Origin of the sequence: Synechococcus sp. HIMB2401, assembly GCF_042883245.1 — a bacterium.
In the GTDB taxonomy this organism is placed as follows: Bacteria; Cyanobacteriota; Cyanobacteriia; order PCC-6307; family Cyanobiaceae; genus Parasynechococcus.
This window is the reverse complement of the sequence record NZ_JBDJKK010000001.1, coordinates 260,749-277,838: the sequence shown is the minus strand read 5'-3', so window position 1 is coordinate 277,838 and position 17,090 is coordinate 260,749. Positions and strand designations below refer to the sequence as shown.

At 64.1% G+C, this 17,090-nt stretch carries 19 protein-coding genes; 11 read left to right on the top strand and 8 right to left on the bottom strand.

The window, feature by feature from the left end:
- Nucleotides 1–2: 2 nt before the first annotated feature.
- The 8 genes from lysA (at nucleotide 3) to AAXE93_RS01685 (ending at nucleotide 6,938) form a co-directional block, all read left to right on the top strand.
- Nucleotides 3–1,382 carry a diaminopimelate decarboxylase gene (lysA, locus tag AAXE93_RS01720; RefSeq protein WP_390127583.1) on the top strand — a complete coding sequence of 460 codons (1,380 nt, stop codon included), beginning with the start codon at nucleotides 3–5 and terminating at the stop codon, nucleotides 1,380–1,382.
- Between the two features lie 22 nt (nucleotides 1,383–1,404).
- A complete protein-coding gene (cdaA, locus tag AAXE93_RS01715) occupies nucleotides 1,405–2,235 on the top strand; it encodes a diadenylate cyclase CdaA (RefSeq protein WP_115131972.1) in 831 nt (276 codons plus the stop codon).
- The gene (locus AAXE93_RS01710; protein WP_390127581.1) at nucleotides 2,232–3,014 is read left to right on the top strand and encodes an isoprenyl transferase; all 783 of its coding nucleotides are present in this window, start codon (nucleotides 2,232–2,234) and stop codon (nucleotides 3,012–3,014) included. Before cdaA ends, AAXE93_RS01710 begins: the two co-directional genes overlap by 4 nt.
- Nucleotides 3,011–4,006: a biotin synthase BioB gene (bioB, locus tag AAXE93_RS01705; RefSeq protein WP_390127579.1), complete on the top strand. Its 996-nt coding sequence runs from the start codon at nucleotides 3,011–3,013 to the stop codon at nucleotides 4,004–4,006. The genes AAXE93_RS01710 and bioB overlap by 4 nt, the downstream gene beginning before the upstream one ends.
- Before the next feature lie 159 nt (nucleotides 4,007–4,165).
- Nucleotides 4,166–4,336 (top strand): hypothetical protein, encoded by a 171-nt coding sequence (locus tag AAXE93_RS01700; RefSeq protein WP_170950638.1) that lies wholly within the window; start codon nucleotides 4,166–4,168, stop codon nucleotides 4,334–4,336.
- 66 nt (nucleotides 4,337–4,402) lie between these two features.
- On the top strand, nucleotides 4,403–5,386 hold the full coding sequence (locus tag AAXE93_RS01695; protein ID WP_390127576.1) for a rhodanese-related sulfurtransferase: 984 nt from the start codon (nucleotides 4,403–4,405) through the stop codon (nucleotides 5,384–5,386).
- 48 nt (nucleotides 5,387–5,434) lie between these two features.
- Nucleotides 5,435–6,406: a DUF952 domain-containing protein gene (locus AAXE93_RS01690; RefSeq protein ID WP_390127574.1), complete on the top strand. Its 972-nt coding sequence runs from the start codon at nucleotides 5,435–5,437 to the stop codon at nucleotides 6,404–6,406.
- A 34-nt stretch (nucleotides 6,407–6,440) separates the two neighbouring features.
- A complete protein-coding gene (locus AAXE93_RS01685) occupies nucleotides 6,441–6,938 on the top strand; it encodes a hypothetical protein (protein WP_115010232.1) in 498 nt (165 codons plus the stop codon).
- Here AAXE93_RS01685 and lipA read toward each other — a convergent pair.
- Entirely contained in the window at nucleotides 6,923–7,822 is a 900-nt protein-coding gene (lipA, locus tag AAXE93_RS01680) for a lipoyl synthase (RefSeq protein WP_390127572.1), read from the bottom strand. The genes AAXE93_RS01685 and lipA overlap by 16 nt on opposite strands.
- Nucleotides 7,819–8,394: a recombination mediator RecR gene (gene recR, locus AAXE93_RS01675; protein ID WP_025362207.1), complete on the bottom strand. Its 576-nt coding sequence runs from the start codon at nucleotides 8,392–8,394 to the stop codon at nucleotides 7,819–7,821. The genes lipA and recR overlap by 4 nt, the downstream gene beginning before the upstream one ends.
- A gap of 134 nt (nucleotides 8,395–8,528) precedes the next feature.
- On the opposite strand from recR, the gene psbP reads away from it, so the two are divergent.
- Entirely contained in the window at nucleotides 8,529–9,083 is a 555-nt protein-coding gene (psbP, locus tag AAXE93_RS01670; RefSeq protein ID WP_390127570.1) for a photosystem II reaction center PsbP, read from the top strand.
- Here the strand turns inward: psbP and AAXE93_RS01665 are convergent, their stop codons facing one another.
- The 3 genes from AAXE93_RS01665 to AAXE93_RS01655 all read right to left on the bottom strand — a co-directional run bounded on the left by AAXE93_RS01665 (nucleotide 9,084) and on the right by AAXE93_RS01655 (nucleotide 14,026).
- Nucleotides 9,084–10,040 carry an LCP family protein gene (locus AAXE93_RS01665; protein WP_390127568.1) on the bottom strand — a complete coding sequence of 319 codons (957 nt, stop codon included), beginning with the start codon at nucleotides 10,038–10,040 and terminating at the stop codon, nucleotides 9,084–9,086.
- A gap of 66 nt (nucleotides 10,041–10,106) precedes the next feature.
- The gene (locus tag AAXE93_RS01660; RefSeq protein WP_390128637.1) at nucleotides 10,107–12,206 is read right to left on the bottom strand and encodes a cation:proton antiporter; all 2,100 of its coding nucleotides are present in this window, start codon (nucleotides 12,204–12,206) and stop codon (nucleotides 10,107–10,109) included.
- Between the two features lie 62 nt (nucleotides 12,207–12,268).
- On the bottom strand, nucleotides 12,269–14,026 hold the full coding sequence (locus tag AAXE93_RS01655; protein ID WP_390127566.1) for an ABC transporter ATP-binding protein: 1,758 nt from the start codon (nucleotides 14,024–14,026) through the stop codon (nucleotides 12,269–12,271).
- Nucleotides 14,027–14,128: 102 nt separating this feature from the next.
- Between AAXE93_RS01655 and AAXE93_RS01650 the strand changes: the two genes are divergently transcribed.
- Complete coding sequence (locus AAXE93_RS01650; protein WP_250396528.1) at nucleotides 14,129–14,323, top strand: hypothetical protein; 195 nt, start codon at nucleotides 14,129–14,131, stop codon at nucleotides 14,321–14,323.
- A 3-nt stretch (nucleotides 14,324–14,326) separates the two neighbouring features.
- Here AAXE93_RS01650 and AAXE93_RS01645 read toward each other — a convergent pair whose 3' ends face one another.
- Nucleotides 14,327–14,614, bottom strand: coding sequence for an RNA-binding protein (locus AAXE93_RS01645; protein WP_011364605.1), 288 nt, complete (start codon nucleotides 14,612–14,614; stop codon nucleotides 14,327–14,329).
- A 197-nt stretch (nucleotides 14,615–14,811) separates the two neighbouring features.
- Between AAXE93_RS01645 and AAXE93_RS01640 the strand changes: the two genes are divergently transcribed.
- On the top strand, nucleotides 14,812–15,006 hold the full coding sequence (locus tag AAXE93_RS01640; RefSeq protein ID WP_390127563.1) for a hypothetical protein: 195 nt from the start codon (nucleotides 14,812–14,814) through the stop codon (nucleotides 15,004–15,006).
- Nucleotides 15,007–15,026: 20 nt separating this feature from the next.
- On the opposite strand, the gene AAXE93_RS01635 is transcribed toward AAXE93_RS01640, so the two are convergent.
- Together AAXE93_RS01635 and AAXE93_RS01630 are read right to left on the bottom strand one after the other, a co-directional pair.
- Nucleotides 15,027–15,275 (bottom strand): hypothetical protein, encoded by a 249-nt coding sequence (locus AAXE93_RS01635; RefSeq protein WP_390127561.1) that lies wholly within the window; start codon nucleotides 15,273–15,275, stop codon nucleotides 15,027–15,029.
- A complete protein-coding gene (locus tag AAXE93_RS01630) occupies nucleotides 15,275–17,056 on the bottom strand; it encodes a DEAD/DEAH box helicase (RefSeq protein ID WP_390127559.1) in 1,782 nt (593 codons plus the stop codon). Before AAXE93_RS01630 ends, AAXE93_RS01635 begins: the two co-directional genes overlap by 1 nt.
- Between the last annotated feature and the right edge of the window lie 34 nt (nucleotides 17,057–17,090).

Sequence of the window (17,090 nt, the reverse complement as noted above, 5' to 3'; positions counted from 1 at the left end):
CCGTGACCCAAACCATCACCAGTCAACGGCCCTTCGAGGCCAACCGGGATGCGGAGAGCCCCAATCGCAACCTGACCCCGATCACCACAGAACTCGACGACACCGACCGTCTTGTTGTGGGCGGGTGTCGTCTCAGCGATCTGGCCGAGCGTTACGGCACACCGTTGTATGTGCTGGATGAAGCCACCGTTCGGGCCACGTGCAGGGCCTACCGCCAGGCCCTGGACAAGCATTACGCCGGGCCATCCCTGCCGATCTACGCCTCCAAGGCCAACAGCTCTCTGGTGATGAGCAGCCTGGCGGCCTCCGAGGGGCTGGGTCTGGATGCGGTGTCAGCCGGTGAACTGCTGACCGCACTGCGTGGGGGAATGCCCGGAGAGCGGATGGTGCTGCACGGCAACAACAAATCCGACGAGGAGCTGCTGCTCGCGTACGCCAACAAGGTGACGATCGTTGTGGACAACCAGCACGATCTCGATCGCCTCGCCGAACTGGTGCCCGCTGGAGCCGAACCGGCGAGCCTGATGCTGCGCTTCACCCCAGGCATCGAGTGCCACACGCACGAATACATCCGCACCGGTCACCTGGACAGCAAGTTCGGCTTCGATCCCGACCAGGTGGAACCCGTGCTACGCAGCCTGGTGGGACAGCCCTGGGCCCAACTCACCGGGCTGCACGCCCACATCGGATCCCAGATTTTTGAACTCGAGCCCCACCGGGATCTGGCGGCGGTGATGGCCGACAAGCTGAAACTGGCCCGTGACCTGGGCCATCCCGTGAGCGACCTCAACGTGGGCGGCGGCCTGGGCATCCGCTACGTGGAGTCGGACGACCCCCCGAGCATTGAGCAGTGGATCCAGGTGGTGGCCGAAGCCGTCACCACCGCTTGCCAGGAACGGGGCCTCGAGCTGCCGCGGTTGATGTGCGAACCGGGCCGCTCCCTGGTGGCGACCGCCGGCGTGACCCTGTACTCGGTGGGCTCGCGCAAGACGATCCCGAACGTGCGCACCTACGTGGCCATCGACGGTGGCATGAGCGACAACCCTCGCCCGATCACCTACCAGTCGCTCTATACCTGCTGCCTGGCCGATCGCCCCCTGGCCAAGCCAGACGAATGCGTGAACCTGGTGGGCAAGCACTGCGAATCCGGCGATGTGCTGCTGAAGGACCTGCCCCTGCCCACCACCGAGAGCGGTGACATCGTCACCGTGTTTGCCACCGGTGCCTACAACGCCTCGATGAGTTCGAACTACAACCGGATCCCGAGGCCCGCTGCCGTTCTGGTGCACGACGGGGCAGCTGAACTGGTGCATAAGCGGGAGCAGCCGGATGACCTGCTGCGCTACGACGTTTTGCCAGAACGATTCAACGCGTTACGTTGACAGCAGTGATGAGAAGGGCGGAGTGAACGTGTTGGCGGTGGTGGATCCGCGCCTTGTGCTCGACGTTCTCTTTGCCTCTTCCATCGGCTTTCTGCTTTTTTCCCGCGTCAACGAGCAGCGCACCCTCTGGCTGCTCCGGGGTTGGTTGTTTTTGGTGGCGATGGCCTGGTTCGTCCAGCGCTTCGCCAACCTGCCCCTCACCACAAAGCTGGTGGACGCGCTCGTCATGGCCTGTTCGCTCTCCCTGGCCATCCTTTGGCAAGGGGAGCTGCGGCGTCTAATGGAACTACTGGGCACTGGCCGTCTGGCCGTGTTGCTGGGCAATCCCCAGAAAGAGTTCAGCGCTTCGGCAGGCACCGTCAGCCAGATCACCGAGGCAGCAGGCCGGCTGTCGCAGTTGCGGCGTGGGGCCCTGATTGTGGTGGACCTGGGCAGCGACCTGAGGCCTGAGGACTTTCTCAATCCCGGCATCCCCATTGGTGCGGTGCTGAGTCGCGAGCTGATGCTCAACCTGTTCGCCGCCGACACCCCCCTCCACGACGGTGCCGTGCTGGTGCGGGGCAATCGCATCGAATCGGCGGGAGTGATTCTTCCCCTGTCGAGGGACAGCGTGAGCCGTTTCGGCACCCGCCATCTGGCGGCCCTCGGGATCACGGAACGCTTCGATCGCTGCATCTGCATCGTTGTGTCGGAAGAAACAGGCACGCTGTCTCTGGCGAACCAGGGCAAGCTGGAACGACCGATCACCAGTTCACGCCTCCAGGAACTGCTCAGGGAGCTGTTCAGCACCGCCGAATCGATGCCGCCAGCACGGCGTACGGTGGGTAGCGCTCCGTCCGAATCGCTGTCTTGAGCCGCCCTCCGGCCACCAGCACTGACACGGCCGATCGTTCGCTTCTGCCTGCGGACCTCGACCCGGGTCGGCTACCGCAGCACGTGGCCCTGATCATGGATGGCAATGGTCGCTGGGCGAAATCCCGCGGTTTGCCCCGCGTGATGGGGCATCGGGCTGGGGTTGAAGCGCTGAAAGCCACCCTGCGACTGTGCAGCGACTGGGGGATCCAAGCCCTCACGGCCTACGCCTTCTCCACGGAGAACTGGTCGCGCCCAGGGGAGGAAGTGAACTTCCTGATGACCCTGTTTGAACGGGTGTTGCAGGCCGAACTGCAGGCCCTCGAGGCCGAACAGGTGCGGATTCGCTTTCTCGGCGATCTGAAGGCCCTGCCCCAGAAACTGCAGGAGCTGATTGCCGATGCAACGGCCCGGACGGCGGGCAACAACGGCATTCACTTCAACGTGTGCACCAACTACGGCGGCCGACGGGAGCTGGTGCAAGCCGCTCAGCGTCTGGCCCAACGCGCTGCTGCCGGGGAGCTGGACCCCGACAGCATCGACGAGAACAGCATCGCCGCCGAACTGTTCACTGCTGGCGAACAGGATCCCGATCTGTTGATCCGCACCAGCGGCGAACACCGGATCAGCAATTTCCTGCTCTGGCAACTGGCCTACGCCGAGATTCACGTCACCGATGTGCTCTGGCCTGACTTCAATGCCGATGCACTGAAAGCCGCCCTGCTCGATTTCCAACGTCGCCACCGCCGCTTCGGCGGTCTTGATCCGATCCGCCCATGACCCTCAGCATCCGCCACGACTGGACCACCGAGGAGATCCAGACCCTGCTGGAACTTCCCTTGATGGAGCTGCTCTGGCAGGCCCAAACCGTGCATCGGGAAGCCAACCCGGGCTACCGGGTGCAGCTGGCCTCGCTGCTGAGCGTGAAAACGGGGGGCTGCGAAGAAGACTGTGCCTACTGCTCTCAGTCGATCCACAACAGCAGTGACGTGACGGCCTTTGAAGCCCAGATGCAGGTGGAGCCGGTGCTTCAGCGGGCCCGGGCCGCCAAGGAAGCCGGAGCTGATCGCTTCTGCATGGGCTGGGCCTGGCGGGAGATCCGCGATGGCGCTCCCTTTGAGGCGATGCTCGAGATGGTGCGAGGGGTGCGCGGCATGGGGATGGAAGCCTGCGTGACCGCGGGGATGCTCACCGACCAGCAGGCGGAACGTTTGGCCGAAGCCGGCCTCACGGCCTACAACCACAACCTCGACACCAGCCCCGAGCACTACGACCGGATCATCTCCACCCGCACCTATCAGGAACGGCTGGAAACCCTGCAACGGGTGCGCAAGGCCGGCGTCACTCTCTGCTGCGGCGGCATCATCGGCATGGGTGAAACCCTGCGGGACCGCGCCTCCATGCTGCAGGTGCTGGCCAGCATGAACCCCCATCCCGAAAGCGTTCCGGTGAACGGTCTGGTGGCGGTGGAAGGCACCCCCTTGGAAGAGCAGGCTCCCTTCGAACCGCTGGAGCTGGTTCGGATGGTGGCGACGGCAAGGATCCTGATGCCCCATGCCCGGGTGCGGTTGAGCGCCGGCCGTGAATCGATGAGCCGGGAAGCGCAGATCCTCTGCCTCCAGGCGGGAGCCGATTCGATCTTCTACGGCGATGTTCTGCTCACCACCGGCAACCCAGACGTGGAGGCCGACCGCCAACTGCTCGCCGATGCGGGGGTGACCGCCAACTGGCATGAGGGCGCGGCGGCTCCGGCCAGCTGCTCGCCCCGCTGATCAGGAGAGGTTGACAACACCACCATCAACTGAGGGATTGCTGGGTAGTTCCACATCAACTGGAGGAGGGATCGAGGAACGGCCCGACGATCGCTGAGCTGACCATCTGCCATCCCGACTGTCACCAACCGGAAACACTGCACAAAACACTCATTGTGGGTGGCATCCCGGTTGAGCTACACCGTGCTGGTCTGTGGCTCAGCCATGAAGATCGACAGCGCCAACGCTCAACCGATGGGAAGCCTGATCTTTGAAGGAGGGCACAAGCCCTTCCATGCCCTGGCCTGTCCCCTGAAGCCGGCTTCGGTGCGGATCAGCAGGAAAGCCTGAGGAGCAACAACGCGGTGGCACGCTCCGGCCTGATGCAGGCTGGAGGACTGTTGAACCGGTAAGAGCGTGGATCCAAGCAACCTGGAGCCTGTGCTGGCCAAGGACAGCAGACTCCTGGTGGCAGCGTTCTATGCCTTCACGCCCCTGGATAACGAGCGTCGGGAGGCATTGCTAAGCAGCTTGCCGAGCCTGGCTCGCGAAGGCAGCGTGCTCGGATCTGTGTTGGTGGCCCATGAAGGGGTGAACGGCACGATCAGCGGACCCGAGCACGGCGTTGATGCGCTGCTGGATCACCTGCGCGCCTCGTTAGATCTGGGCGACGACCACTACGCGCGGCTCGAGGTGAAGCGCAGCTGGGCCGAAAAACCGGTGTTCCGACGCTTCAAGGCCCGCCGCAAAAAGGAGATCGTGACCATCGGCGTGGCCAGCGTGGATCCCAGCACCAGCGTGGGCACCTACGTAGAACCCGAACACTGGAATGCCCTGGTGGATGATCCCGACACCCTGGTGATCGACACCCGCAACAGCTATGAAACGGCGATCGGCACGTTCGAAGGGGCCATCGACCCCAGCACCGAGAGCTTCCGCGACTTTCCGCAATGGGCAGAGTCCACGCTGCGGCCCCTGATCGAAGAGAAGGGCAGCAAGCGCATCGCCATGTTCTGCACCGGCGGGATCCGCTGCGAAAAAGCCAGCAGCTACCTGCAGCAACAGGGTTTCGGGGAGGTGCACCACCTGCGGGGCGGCATCCTCAAGTACCTCGAGCAGGTGCCGGAAGCCGAGAGCCGCTGGCAAGGGGAGTGCTTTGTTTTTGATCAACGGGTGGCGTTGAACCACCGGCTGGAACCTGGAGAGCACAGCCTTTGCCACGCCTGCGGCCTGCCGGTGTCAGCCCAGCAACGCGAACTGCCGAGCTACATCAAAGGGGTGCAGTGCGTGCACTGCGTGGATCGCTTCAGCGATGCCGACCGGGAACGCTTCGCCATGCGGCAACGCCAGATTGATCAACGTCAGATCGACCAACACAACATCGACCAGCGGCGGGCCTGAGCAGTCAGTCCGCATCGGACAATCCTTGCCAGGGACCACCCCGATGCCGTGCTGCCGATCCTCTACAGCTTTCGACGCTGCCCCTACGCCATGCGCGCCCGCTGGGCTCTGCTGGAAGCAGGGGTGTTGGTTCAGTGGCGGGAGATCGCACTGAAGGCCAAACCGGCGGAGATGTTGGCGGTCTCCCCCAAGGGCACCGTACCCGTGTTGGTGTTGCCGGACGGCAGCGTGATCGAAGAAAGCCTGGCGGTGATGCACTGGGCCCTGGATCAAGCAGACCCTCGCGAGCTGCGCAGCGCCGGCGATGCCTCAGCGCTGATCGAGCAGAACGACGGTGCTTTCAAACATCATCTCGACCGGTTCAAGTACACCGACCGCTACCACGGCACCAACAAAGACAAGCAGCGCGCCGCCGGGCTGGCCATCCTTCAGGACTGGAACCAGAGGATCGCTGATCAGGGCTGGCTGCTGGGCGAGCGCTGCTCGCTGGCGGATGCCGCCCTCTGGCCGTTCGTGCGGCAGTGGCGGATCGCCGATCCCGAGGGATTCGACAACGACAACAGCCTGGAAGCTCTTCGCCACTGGCTCCAGCACTTCCTCGAGGATCCCCGCTTTGAGCGGCTGATGCAGCGGGCCGACCCCTGGAATGCCGGGGGGCAACAACACCACTTCCCCGCCGATGCCGTGGCAGTTCCCAAGGATCAAGCCCTGTTTCACCTGGCCCTCAAGGCCGACTGGCAGGCCGCCCAGGTCAACGGCAGCTACCGCATCTCCACCCGGGGAATGAGCTTGGAGCAGGTGGGCTTCATCCACTGCTCCTGGCAAGAGCAGGTGCAGGCCACCTTTGAGCGGTTCTACGCCGACGCCGGCGAGGTGCAGCTGCTGGAGATTGATCCCGCCGCCGTGAACGCTCCCCTGCGGGCCGATGCCATCCCCACCGGCGAACTGTTCCCCCATCTCTACGGGCCGCTGCCTTTGAAGGCAGTGCGCTCGGTCGGCACCATGCCCGCAGCAGCATGACCGGACGACCATGACCGTGGCCAGATCCCAATCGATGCTTGAGCAACTGGAAGCCGAAGCCCGTGATCGGGGACTGCTGCTGAGGTTGCAGGTGGGCCGCCCCCTGGGGCTGTGGAGCCTGCGGCTGGTGGTGGCCCAGCAAGGCTCCAGCGGCAACCTGCTGCTGCTGGGGGAAATGAAGGGATGGGCTTATTCCGCCGCCACAGGCCTGCAGCTCGACACGATGCGGGTGATGCCAAAGGCGCCTGCCGGCGTGGGCGATCTGATCTGGGCGGCCACCATGGCCTGGGCCCAGGAGGCCACCCCCTGCTCCCGGGCCCGATTGCTGGCCATCCGCGACGATGAGCAGCAGCACCGCCGGCTGGTGCGTTACTTCCGCCAACGCGGCTTCAGCAAATCCCGCGATGTGGAAGCGGCGCTCTGGGATCTGCCCCTGCGCATGGTCTGGGGCGGCGCCGGGGCCCTGATGAGTGGTGATGTGGCCACCGTGCTGGAGCGCAGCCTGCGGGGCTGGCGTCAGTCGGCGGCGTGATAACTGCTACGCACCAGCGGACCACTGCGCACCTGGGCAAAGCCCAGCTCGCGGGCCACATCCCCCAGCTCATCGAACTCCTGGGGCGTCCAATAGCGGGCCACCGGAATGTGCACAAGCGAGGGGCGCAGGTACTGCCCCAGGGTGATCCGTTGGCAATCCACGCTGCGGAGATCCTTGAGGGTGGCGATCACCTCGTCGCGGCTTTCCCCCAAGCCGAGCATCAGGCCACTCTTGGTGGGGATGTCCGGCGCCAGCTCACGGGCGGCCGCCAATAGACCCAGGGATCGTTCATAGGTGGCACCGCGGCGCACCTCCCCCTGCAACCGCTGCACCGTTTCCAGGTTGTGGTTGAAGCACACCGGCTGGGCCGCCAGCACCGTGGCCAATCGCTCCCGTTGAGCCACCAACGCCTGATCGTGATTCGACACGCCCCCCCAGAAATCGGGGGTGAGCACTTCAAGGGCGATCAGCGGATTGCGGGCTCGGATCGCCGCCATGGTGCTGGTGAACAGGCTGGCGCCGTGATCGGCGAGATCATCGCGGGCCACCGCCGTGAGCACCACATAACGCAGCTGCATCGCCTCAACGGCATCGGCCACCCGCTCGGCTTCGGCGGCATCCACCGGCATCGGGGCCTGGCCCTTGTCCACCTGGCAGAAGGCACAGCTGCGGGTGCAGATCGAGCCACCCAAGAGAAACGTCGCCGTTCCGGCGGCGTAGCACTCGCCGCGGTTGGGGCAGCGCCCCTCTTCACAGATGGTGTGGAGCCGGTTCTGCTTCACCAGCCCCTGCACCCGCTCCAACTCCGAGGCGTTGCCGATCGGCCGCCGCAGCCAGTCCGGCAGTCGCTCGGCAGGGGGGATGGCGCTGTACTTGCTCATACCGGCCGGCGGCCTTCAAGAGCCCTGCTCAGGGTGACCTCATCGGCGTATTCCAGTTCACTGCCCATCGGCAGGCCGTAGGCGATTCGGCTCACTGAGCAGAAGGGCTTAAGCAACCGCCCCAGATACAAGCTGGTGGTGTCCCCTTCCACGCTGGGGGTGAGGGCCAGAATCACTTCACTGATCTCCTCATTGGTGATGCGCTGCACCAATTCGGTGACGTGCAGCAGCTCCGGACCAATGCCATCCATGGGTGAGATCAGACCACCGAGCACGTGGTAACGCCCCTGGAATTCGCGGGTGCGCTCCAGCGCCAACAGATCGCGGGAATCCGCCACCACACAGATCACGCCATTGCGGCGCTCGGGGTTGCGGCAGATCTCACATTCGGGATCGGCGGAGAGGTGGAAACAGGTCTGGCACTGGCCCACCTGGGTGCGGGCCGCCAGCAAAGCGTCAGCGAACTGATGAATCTGCTCCTGCGGTTGGTTCAGCAAATGCAACGCGAGCCGCTGGGCCGTGCGCGGGCCGATGCCGGGCAGACGCTCGAACTGATCAATCAGTCGAGCCAACGGTTTGGTGAAGCCGCTCAGGGGTCTGCCGCCGATGCGGGAAATGTAGGAGTTGCGGAGATCATCTGCCGCAACAGGGGCCACGACCATCAGGCCACAACGGCAGAATGGCCCGTGGATTAATCGCCCCGCTGATGCAGCTCCTCCAGTCTCTGAGTCGCGTGATCGTTTGCGGCGTTCTGGCTCTGGTGCTGGGGGCCTGCGCGGCGGGACCAACGGCAGGGCTGCAGTCGTACCAGAGCCCGGATGGTCGTTTCGCCTTCCTCTATCCCACCGGCTGGACCGAGGTGCAGGTGAGCAACGGACCCCGGGTGGTGTTTCACGACCTCATCCACAGCGATGAAACCGTGAGCCTGATGATCAACAAGGTGAACGAAGACAACGAGCTGAGTGAACTGGGCAGCGCCATTGCCGTTGGCGAGCGCCTGCGTCGTGAAGTGATCGCCACCGCCGGCAGCGGCCGCACCGCCGAGCTGGTGGAAGCGCAGGAGCGTGAAGTGAATGGCCACACCTTCTACGACCTTGAATACGCCGTGCACTTGGAAGACCGCGACCGCCACGAGTTGGCGACCGTCGTGGTGGACCGCGGCCGGCTCTACACCCTGGCCACAAGCGTCAATGAAGACCGCTGGGGCAAGGTGGGTGACCTCTGCGGCCGAGTGGTGCGCTCACTGACCCTGCTGATTTGATCAGAACAGAAAGCGAAAACGCCGGCCGTTGGGGTCACCTGAATCGGCGCCAGTGCTCGAGTGCGCCGGCCACTCCGTATCCAGATAGCTGATGCCGTCGGCATCGAACGGAACCGCCCTCAGGCTGGAGGCCTTCAGTTCGGTGGTACCCATGGCGGTGACCAACCCGCCCAGTTCCATTGGCCCCAGATCCGTTTCCAACGCCTGCCCCGCCGCAGTGATCAAGGCCGGCAGGCGGATCAGATTCTGCGGTTGTTTCATCTGTTCAAACAGCCCCTTCAGAGCCAGCTGCTGCCGTTCCAGACGGCCGAAATCACCGCGGCCGTCGTTGCGCCAACGAAGAAAGCCCTCCAGATCCTTGCCCTTCAACAGCTGAGGTCCTGGTTGCAGGTCGATCAACAGGTTCTGACTGCGATCGACGTAGTACAGGCGCTTGGGAACATCCACTTCGATGCCCCCCACCAGGTTGGCCAGGGTTTCGATCGCATCCAGGCGCACCACGATGTGATGACGGATTGGGCGGTTCATCAGGCGCGACAACTCCCGCTCCACCGCCTCCACACCGCCGTAGGCCATCAGCGCATTGAGCTTGATGCCGCCGAAGCCCTCGGCATCGATGTAGCTGTCGCGGGGGATCTGGGTGATCGATGTGGTGGTGCCATCCACCCGCACCGTGAAGATCACATCGGTGTTGCTACTGGTGCGGTCCCGGCCCAGCACCACCACCTCCCTGGCCCCGAAGCCTGTCCAACCGGCAAACGGGTTGGCCAGCGGTGCGGGCTGAGGCTGAGGCTGAGGCAGCGCGAAGGGTTGATCTGCCGTGCTGGATGGCGCCGTGATCAACCGGCTCAGCGGAACCGAAAGAATCAGGCCACCGCTGAGACCCGCCACCACAGCAGCAACCACCGGCCAATTGATGGCCTCAGATGACGCCTTAGCAGGGGGGGCTTGTGGCATGGAACACGTGCTGTAGAGCATCTTGGCGCGCTCGTCCCATCTCGGGTAGAGGGGCGCAGGCCTCCCTTAAACCAACGGATCGCTGATAACCATCGAGGCGCAGGGGAGCTGACGGATCAATTTGCTGGTGCGATCACTTCCGGGAATCGGCAGACCGGCAACCCGCCTGCGCTGGGTGCGCAGGATCACCAGATCGTGTTCGCGACTGAGGCGATGAATGGCCCCGTCGATGCCGGGCCCCCGCACGATCACGATGTGGAACCGCTCCTCCGGAATCCCCGGCGGGCGCCAGCGGATCAGCTGCTGTTCCATCCAATGACGGTCTTGGCCACTGAAGCGGGGGTCGTGCACATGCAGCAGGGTGATCCGCACGCGCTGATCCTCCGGGGCTGAGTTGATCACCCGCAGCGCAAGTTCGAACTGCTCGCGGGCACTGGCGGAGAGGTCTTTGATCGGCACGAGGATCCGGCCCAGACCGCTATCGGTCTCACGGCCCAGATTCACCACCACCACCGGACAGTGGGCCGTGCGGCAGACCCCATCAACGATGTCGCCCATCAGCCAGGCCCGGAGTTGATCGCTGCGGGCGGCACCGATCAGCAACAGATCCGCGGCCTGCTCCAGGGCTGCGCGGCTCATGCCGCCGGCGATGTCTTCATCCAGCCGCAGCAGGCTGCGGGTGGGCACAGCCAACTGGGCGCCGATGCTCTCCGCCGTGCTAAGGCGTCCGCGCGCTGCCGCAACGGCCCGGTTCAAGCCACCGCGCATCTCCTCGAGGCTGGGATTCACCATCGCCAGGGGCAACAGCACACCTTCAGCCCCCGATGAGCCCTGCACCAGCCGAGCAGCCATGCTCAGCAACCCCTTCTCGGTGCTGGGGTTGGCCACCGGCACCACGATGCGCAGGGGGCGCTGCACCACCTCGTTAACGCCGTCCAGCACCGCCGCTTCCTCACCGAAGCTGACCGGCACCGCATCGGGGCTGGGATCCTTGAGCCGGGTCACCGACTGCTCAGTGAGGATCGGCCCCAGGGTGGCGGTCACCACCATCACCGCCAGCACGCTGTTCAGCACGGTCTGATTGAGCAGGCCCGCCTGGTAGCCGATGAAGGCCGTGGCCAGTGTCGCGGCCACCTTGGGCATCGTCAGCGACCACATCATCAGGATCTGGGCGCGGCGATAACCGAACAGCCGTCCGCTGATCCACGACGCCAGACCCTTGCCGCCGATGGCGCCCACCAGCATCAGCGCGGTGAACTGAAAGTTGCCCAGGCTCTCGCCAAGGCTGCCCAGATCCAGCAGCAATCCCAGATCGATGAAGAAGATCGGGATGAACAGCACGCCACCCACAAAGATCACCTGCTCCTTCACCCGGCCCTCGGGCAACACGGAATTCACCGCCAAACCAGCCAGGAAGGCGCCGACGATCTTCTCAACGCCGGCCAGCTCAGCCCCCAGGGAGGCCAGGAACAGGGCCACCAGAACAGCAAGCACCATCCGGTTTTCATCGCTGATGCCGCGCAGCACCAGGCGCCGGCCCAGCCAGCGGATGCCGATCACCACCACCAGAGCGAAGCCACAGATCTTGAGCAGCAGCAGGCCCAGGCCCAGCCCGCTGAGGCTGCCCTGGCCCAGCCCCAACCCCACCGCCAGCAGCAGAAGAGCCACGATGTCGGTGAAGATCGTGCTGCCCACGCTCACCACCACCGACTCATCCTTCTGGGCGCCGTAACTGCGCACGATCGGGTAACCCAAGGGGGTGTGGGTGGCCATCAGGGCGCCGAGCAACAGGCACGACACCGAGGCGAAGCCCGCCATCAGGCCGATCGACACGCCCGTGCCCACACCGATCAACAGGATCAGCAGGCCATAGATGAACGAGCGGCGTTTGACCCGGTTGAACTCCTCCAGGTCGATCTCCAGCCCCATGGTGAACAGCAGATACACCGCCCCGAGATCGGAGAGCAGCCGCACCGTTTCGCTGCTGCTGTCAACCCAGTTCAAGGCATGGGGGCCCACCACCACACCAGCCGCCAGCAACCCCACCAGGTCGGGCAGACCCAGCCGCCGGATCAACGGCGGCACCGCCGCACTGATCGCCACCAACATCGAGAACACCCCGAGGGGGTGATGCAGGACGTGGCTGATCGAGGCCTGCATGGCCATGGCTGCACCGCCGGCTTGCGGACCCAGCATGGTCGCGGGATCTGCCGGCAACAACAGCTGCTTCAGGAAGCGATAAGCCCTTCGCCGGCCTGGACCTGCCAGAGGTTGGTGTAGATCCCGCCCTGGTCCACAAGGCTGTCGTGGCTGCCCTGCTCCACAATCCGTCCCTGATCCATCACCACAATCCAATCGGCATGGCGCACCGTGCTGAGCCGGTGGGCGATCACCACTGTGGTGCGCTGCTGGGTAATCTGCGCCAAGGAGCGCTGGATGGCGGCTTCGGTGTCGTTGTCCACCGCAGCGGTGGCTTCATCGAGCACCAGCACAGGCGCATCCTTGAGGATGGCGCGGGCCAAAGCGATGCGCTGACGCTGTCCGCCGGAGAGGCGCTGCCCCCGCTCCCCAACAAGGGTGTTGTAACCCTGGGGCAAGGCGTCGATGAAGCCAGCGGCTTCAGCCAGGCGAGCGGCCTGCTCAATCGCCACCGGATCGGGATCTGCAACGCCATAGGCGATGTTCTCGGCCACGGTGCCGTGAAAGAGGTAGACGTCCTGACTTACCAGGGCGATGCAGCGGCGCAGGTCCTGCAGCTGCAGGGTGTCGATGGGGACTCCATCCAGGCAGATGCGTCCGCCATCACGCTCATAAAGGCGCAGCAGCAGCTTCACCACGGTGCTCTTGCCAGACCCCGTCGCCCCGACGATGCCGAGGGTCGATCCCGCTGGCACGGTGAGATCGAAGCCCTGCAGCAGCGTTGATCGGCCGGCGTAGGCGAAATCAACAGCTTCAAAGCGAATCTCACCCTGCAGCCGCTGCGGGTCCACCGGCACCGTCCCTCCCTGGATCAACACCGGCGTATCGATCAGATCGAGCACCCGTTGCGTGGAGGCCATCGAGCGCTGGTACTCATCTAGGGTGCGGCCAATGGCGGTTAACGGCCAGAGCAGCCGCTGGGTGATGAACACCAGAACGCTGTAGGTGGCCACCGGCAGTTCCCCGGCCAGGGCCTTGAAACCACCGATCAACAAAATCGCCAGAAAGGCGAACAGGATCGCGAAGCGAATCAAGGGGATGAAGGCCGCTGAGAGACGAATCGCCCGGGCATTGCTCAGGCGGTAAGCCAGGCTTTCCGCCCGCAGGCGCTCCAGTTCCAGAGCCTCAGCGGTGAAGCTCTTGATCGTGAGCATCCCCCCCAGGTTGTTGGCGAGCCGGGAGGCGAGGTCGCCCGCCCGGGCCCGCACCTCCCGATAGCGCGGCGCCAGCTGGCGCTGGAAATGCAGCGATCCCCAGAGAATCACCGGGATCGGCAGGTAGGCGAACAGGGCCACCTCCGGCGCCACCATCGCCATGCCGATGCCCACCACCAGCACGGTGGTGATCAACTGCAGGATCTGGTTGGCACCCCGATCCAGAAACCGTTCGAGCTGGTTGATGTCGTCATTGAGCACCGCCATCAGGCGACCGGTGCTGTCCTGCTCGAAAAAGGCCAGCTCCAGCTTCTGCAGATGGTCGTAGGCCTCGAGCCTGAGGCTGTGCTGAGTGGTTTGCGCCAGGTTGCGCCAGAGCACCTCGTAGAGGTATTCGAACAGCGACTCCGCCGCCCAGATCACAAAGGTGAGCAGGGCCAGACCCCACAGTTGCTGGCCGGCGGTCCTCAGACCAAAACCCGCCAGCACGGATTGCTCTTTAAGCAACACCACATCCACGGCCAAGCCGATCAAGATCGGCGGGGCCAGATCGAACAGCTTGTTGAACAGGGAGCAGATCACCGCTGCAACCACCAGGCGGCGCTGCGGCGCCAGATGGCGCAACAACCGCATCAAGGGAGAGCGGTTTGTTGAAGCTTTGCTGAGGGTTCGTTCCAACAGGGTTTTCTCCCTCTGAAGACGCACTACAACGGAATCACAATCGGAGGAGGTGCAATGAGCCGATCAAGGTCGTTCAACCGCTTTCACCGCTACCTGGCACAGCAGAAACGCCGCGGACTGCGGGCTGTCTTGCCCCAGTTCCAGGACGCCCGTGAGCATCAGGAAGGCCCAACCGACAGCAGCGCTGAGGTGCTGCGTCGATTGAGCCGGCGTGAAATGGAATTGGACCTGATGGAGGCCGAGGCCTGAGCCTCAGCCGCGGTAACCGCCACCACCACCACGGGGGCCGCCGGAGCGCTCCCGAGGGGTGGCCTTGCTGACGCGGATCATGCGGCCCATCCACTCCACGTCCTGAAGATCGTCAATGGCTTTCTGCTCATCGGCATCGTTGACCATTTCAACGAAGGCGAAACCGCGTTTGCGGCCGGTCTCACGATCCAGGGGCAGGCTGCAGTTCTTGACCTCGCCGTACTCACTGAAGAGATCGAAGAGGTGCTCCTGCTCCGCCTGGAACGAAAGATTGCCGATGTAGATGGTCATGGACCGTGGAACCGTTGAACGTGCTCAGTCGCTTGAGCTGGTTCCGAAAGCTCGGAAAGGGCCAGTGCTCAAGCTTGAACCCGATGACGTTACAGGGCAGTCGCACGAATCAACACAAAAAAAAGAAGCAATTGCGAAGACTCGCCCGCAACCGAGCCATCCACTCCATTGTCAGAAGACCCTGACGAAGGAGAGAGATGACATTCGACGGCCTTTGTTTCCGAGCCCTGGCCTGGACCGCCGACGGAGAACTGGATCCCGTGGACAAACTTGTGCTGCTCAACAACTTGATCCGGCAGGGCACGCCGAGCGAGCAGATCGAGTTGATTCAGGTGGTGGAGAAGTTGGCCCTGCTCCAGCCCGAGGTCACCGTTCAGGTGAGCCATTTCTGACGGCTTTTGATCCCAGGGGATCAGAGGCCGTAGGTCTCGGCGGCTCTGGCCTTGCAGGTGGCCTGGGCCGTCTGAATCCCCGCCCCGTTCTGCACATCGGCCAGGAAGCAACGGCAGGTGTCATCCACCATTTCCTCCGGAGCCACGGTCCCAGCCCTATGCAGCTCGGCCTTAACGGCCGTTTTGCAGAACTGGGCGATCAGGCTGTTGTCCGAGGCTGAAGCAGCCAGGGGAGCCGACATCAGACCAACGGCCAACAGCAGACGCATCAAGAGGCCTTGCTGATTTGCAGTTCGCGGTTCATCACGCGCAGGCGCTGAAGGCTGTTGAACACATCTTCCGGCATGCCCTTAGGAAGATCCACCAGGCTGTGATTGTCAAAAATCTGGATGCGGCCGATCATCCGGCCCTGCAGACCGGTCTCGCCGGCGATGGCACCCACCAGGTTTCCGGGTTTGACCCGATCGCGGTGACCCACCTCAACGCGGTAGCGCTGCATGTTCTCCTCAGGAGCCCGGGCCGGACGCTCGCGCCGCTCGCGGCGGTCGCCTGAATGGCGATCGCGGTCGCGGTCGTTGCGACGGGTGTTCTGAATCCAGTCGTCGTCGCCCTTACGCAGCAGCGCATCGGGGCCAATGGCCAGGTTGAGCGCCGCCATGGCCAGCTGCTCGGGGCTGAGCTCAAGCTCCGTGGCCACGCGCTGCATCAATTCCTGGAGCAGGGCCGCTTCATCGGCATCAGGGCGTTGGGATTGGGCCGCATCACTCAAACGCTTGCGCAGGCGGTCCAGCCGTCCCTGGTTGATGGCCGTGTTACCGGGCACCTCCATCGCTTCGATCGGTTGGCCCGTGGCCCGCTCGAGGTTGCGGATGAAACGGCGTTCCCGTGGAGTCACGAACAGAACCGCTTCTCCGGTGCGTCCAGCCCGGCCCGTCCGGCCGATGCGGTGCACGTAAGCCTCGCTGTCGAACGGCATGTCGTAGTTGATCACCAGGCCGATGCGCTCAACATCGAGACCCCGTGCTGCAACGTCGGTGGCCACAAGGATGTCGACCGATCCACTGCGCAGCCGCTCCACGGTGCGTTCCCGTTGGTTCTGGGGAACATCTCCATTGAGCACCGCCACCTGATGGCCACCGGCCTCAAGGGTTTCGGCCACGGTCAGGGTGATCGCCTTGGTGCGGGCAAAGATGATCACACCCTCACCACCACAGGCATCGAGAACCCGCTGCAGGGCCTCGAGTTTGTGCGGCATCGGCACCGTGATCGAACGCTGGCGGATCCGCTTGCCTTCCTGATCCTTGGTGCGGATCGTGACCTCAGCCGGATCCTTGAGATAACGCTTGGACAGGCGACGGATCTCAGGAGGCATCGTCGCGGAGAACAGCACCACCTGACGCTGCTCAGGGAGCTGATCGAGGATCCACTCCACATCGTCAATGAAGCCCATGCGGAGCATTTCGTCCGCTTCATCGAGCACCAGGCTGCGCAGACCGCTGGTGTCGAGCGTGCCCTGACGCATGTGGTCCATCACCCGGCCGGGGGTGCCCACCACCACATCAACCCCGCGCCTGAGGGCACTGATCTGGGAGCGGAAATCCGTGCCGCCGTACACCGCCAGCACCTTCAGATGGGGATGGCCGGCGGAATAAGCCTTGAACGATTCGGCCACCTGCATCGCCAGCTCCCGTGTGGGAGCGAGCACGAGGGCCTGGGGTGTTTTCTGGCCGCTCTCGAGACGCTCGAGCAACGGCAGGGCAAAGGCTGCTGTTTTGCCGGTGCCGGTCTGGGCCTGACCCACCAGATCGCGGCCGAGCATCAGCTCGGGGAAGGCCGCCTTCTGAATGGGGGAAGGTTCGCTGTATCCCTTGTCCGCCAGGGTGCGGAGCAGGGCCTCACTGAAACCAAAACCGACAAAACCGGATTCCGGTTCAGCCGATGTGATGGTGGTGGTGAACACCTCAGCATTGGAGTTCGATTCCGGCAGGTCGGATGCAGAAAGATCCACTGCGCAGGCGGAATCGTCGCGCTGCTGTTGCTGTTCAGTCATGAAAGGTGGCTTCGCCTGATTGATCTCTGAAATC